The sequence below is a fragment of the Sulfuricurvum sp. genome (assembly GCF_019163035.1).
GTDB lineage: Bacteria > Campylobacterota > Campylobacteria > Campylobacterales > Sulfurimonadaceae > Sulfuricurvum.
On sequence record NZ_JAFLKV010000036.1, the window covers coordinates 43,472 to 46,088 of the forward strand.

The 2,617-nt window shown below is 47.3% G+C and carries 2 protein-coding genes; both read right to left on the reverse strand.

Annotated features, from left to right (window positions below; all coding sequences use genetic code 11):
* On the reverse strand, positions 1–1,004 hold a 1,004-nt coding region (locus tag JZU62_RS03330), incomplete at its 3' end, for a Glu/Leu/Phe/Val dehydrogenase dimerization domain-containing protein (protein WP_295011877.1).
* Positions 1,005–1,022: 18 nt separating this feature from the next.
* A partial coding sequence (locus JZU62_RS03335; protein WP_295011878.1) for a DNA polymerase occupies positions 1,023–2,617 on the reverse strand: 1,595 nt, incomplete at its 5' end.

Genomic DNA, 2,617 nt, shown 5'->3' on the forward strand with positions numbered 1-2,617 from the left:
GCATCCGATACCGTCAGTTCATTTTGGGTCGCACACGGGAACGCCGCGAAACACGAAATTTGCCATACCGCATGCTCATCTTTTGGATACTCAGATTTTGGAGTATATACTGAGCCGGGGGTTCTACGAGCGTACTCTGCAAGAGAGATCCGTTTACCATCCTCTTTGAGCTCTCTTACGAGTAGTAGATCGATACCTCTGGGATCATAGATGGCTCCATCGCTGTCACTGCATGTTACTACCAGCGCACCTAACTGCTGAAGCTTCTCTATCGTGTGGATAGCGACATTCCCTGCACCGCTCACCGAGCACACTTTCCCCTCCAACGTCTCTTGCAACTCTTCTTTGAGCATTTCACGAGCAAAATAGACAGCACCGTATCCCGTCGCCTGAGGGCGCATCAAAGAACCGCCGAATGTATAAGGCTTACCGCTCAAAACGCCGTCATAATTGTGGGTAATTCGTTTGTACTCGCCGAACAGATAGCCGATCTCTCTGGCACCTACTCCGATATCCCCTGCGGGAACATCAACACGAGCGCCGATATAAGGGTAAAGTTCACGCATAAAAGCACGGCAAAACCGCATAATTTCAAAATCACTCTTCCCTTTGGGATCAAAATCGCTCCCTCCCTTGGCTCCGCCGATAGGCAGTCCCGTCAGAGAGTTTTTAAAAATCTGCTCAAACGCTAAAAACTTTAACACGCTCGTCGTTACACTGGGATGAAAACGCAATCCTCCTTTGTAGGGTCCCAAAGAGTTGTTAAACTGGATACGGTAGCCGTTGTTGATATTGACTTGATTATTATCATCGAGCCATTGGACTTTAAACTGGATAATACGATCAGGGGTAACGAGACGCTCTAAAATGGCGAACTGCTCATAGCGTGCATCGGTTTTTATGATCGGTTCGAGCGAGGTGAGAACTTCGCTGACCGCTTGTAAAAATGTATTGTCGGTTGCACAGTTAGATTTTTCGAGATTGGCTAAAATTTTTTCGACCATTTAATTCTCCTAAGAAGATTACTTCAACTCACCCCAATGATTCCCGATATGCATCGAGGTTTTCAACGGAACACGCAGTTCTAAAATACTCTCCATCACTTCGACAAAGCGTTCGGCATACGTTTCCGCTACATCCTCATCCACTTCAAAAATCAATTCATCGTGGATTTGTAAGAGCATTCGGGCCCGTAGCCCCTCAGCGCGAATCATCGTATCAATCTTGTTCATCGAGAGTTTGATGAGATCACTTGCGGAGCCTTGGAATACCGTGTTGACAGATTCGCGTTCGTAGGCCGCTTTGAGCATCGGGGTGGCGGAGCCGAAATCAAAATAGCGTCGGCGATGGAGCAATGTCTCGACATATCCCATCTCTTTGGCTTGTTCTATGATGCCGCTAAAATATCCCTTGACACTCGGAAACGTCTCGAAATAACGCTCGATGATCTCTTTTGCCTCTTTCGTCGTAATCCCTAGAGTATCGGAGAGCTTTTTCTGCCCCATACCGTACAAGAGACCGAAGTTGACCGTTTTGGCGATATTACGCTTACTCGCGGCTTCTGTTTCACCGAATAACGCTATCGCCGTTTGCATGTGGATGTCGTGCCCCTCGTTAAAGGCGTTGACCAAAACAGTGTCCTCACTAAAATGGGCGAGGAGACGAAGCTCGATTTGTGAATAGTCAATCCCGATCAGTTTTTTCCCAGTAGGGGCTACAAATGCTTCGCGAATGCGCATCCCCAAAGCTGTTTTGACGGGGATATTTTGGAGGTTTGGATTTTTCGAACTGAGTCGCCCCGTTGCGGTTCCCGTCTGGACAAATGAGGTATAAATACGAGATTCAGGATCATTTTGCGCCAAAGCGATGAGCGGTTCGATGTAGGTGGAGTAGAGCTTGTGATACTCGCGGTACTGTAACAACATAGGGATCACGGGATGCTCATCTTTAAGAGAGTCTAATACCTGCTCGTCGGTACTGTAACCCGTTTTAGTCTTTTTGCCGTGAGCGAGCCCCAGTGTTTCAAACAAGATAACTCCGAGCTGTTTCGGAGAATTGAGATTAAATACGGTTCCGCACGCGCTGTGGATTTTTTCGGTTAGGGTGGTGATCTCTAAGGCTACCTCTTTTTTAAACAGCTCCAACACCGCCGTATCAACGGCGATCCCCTCGCGTTCCATCCCCAATAACGTCATGGTAAACGGAAACTCAACGTTAAACGCTTCATCGAGTGCTTCCTCTCCACCCTTCAAAAGAAGCTGCTCACGTAGTACTTCGTAAAGACGATAAGTGATATAAGCATCTTCTCCCGCGTATTTACACGCATCCTCGATCGCGACCGAAGCGAAGTTTTCCCCTTTTTTGACCGTGTCTTTGAAATGGATCATCTCATGGTTTAAAAGGTTTTGGGAAAGATTATCCATTGAGAGTGAGCGTGCCGAATCGGTGAGCCATGCCATCACCATCGTGTCAGCATAGATTGAGAGACGATCAACACCTAAAAATCGGGTGACGAAATGGAGATCGAATTTGATGTTGTGACCAATTACTTTGCGCGTGAAAAGATTTAGGATCGCTCTCTTCGCCGCCTCAAGGCTTACTTGATCCCCTACTCCCA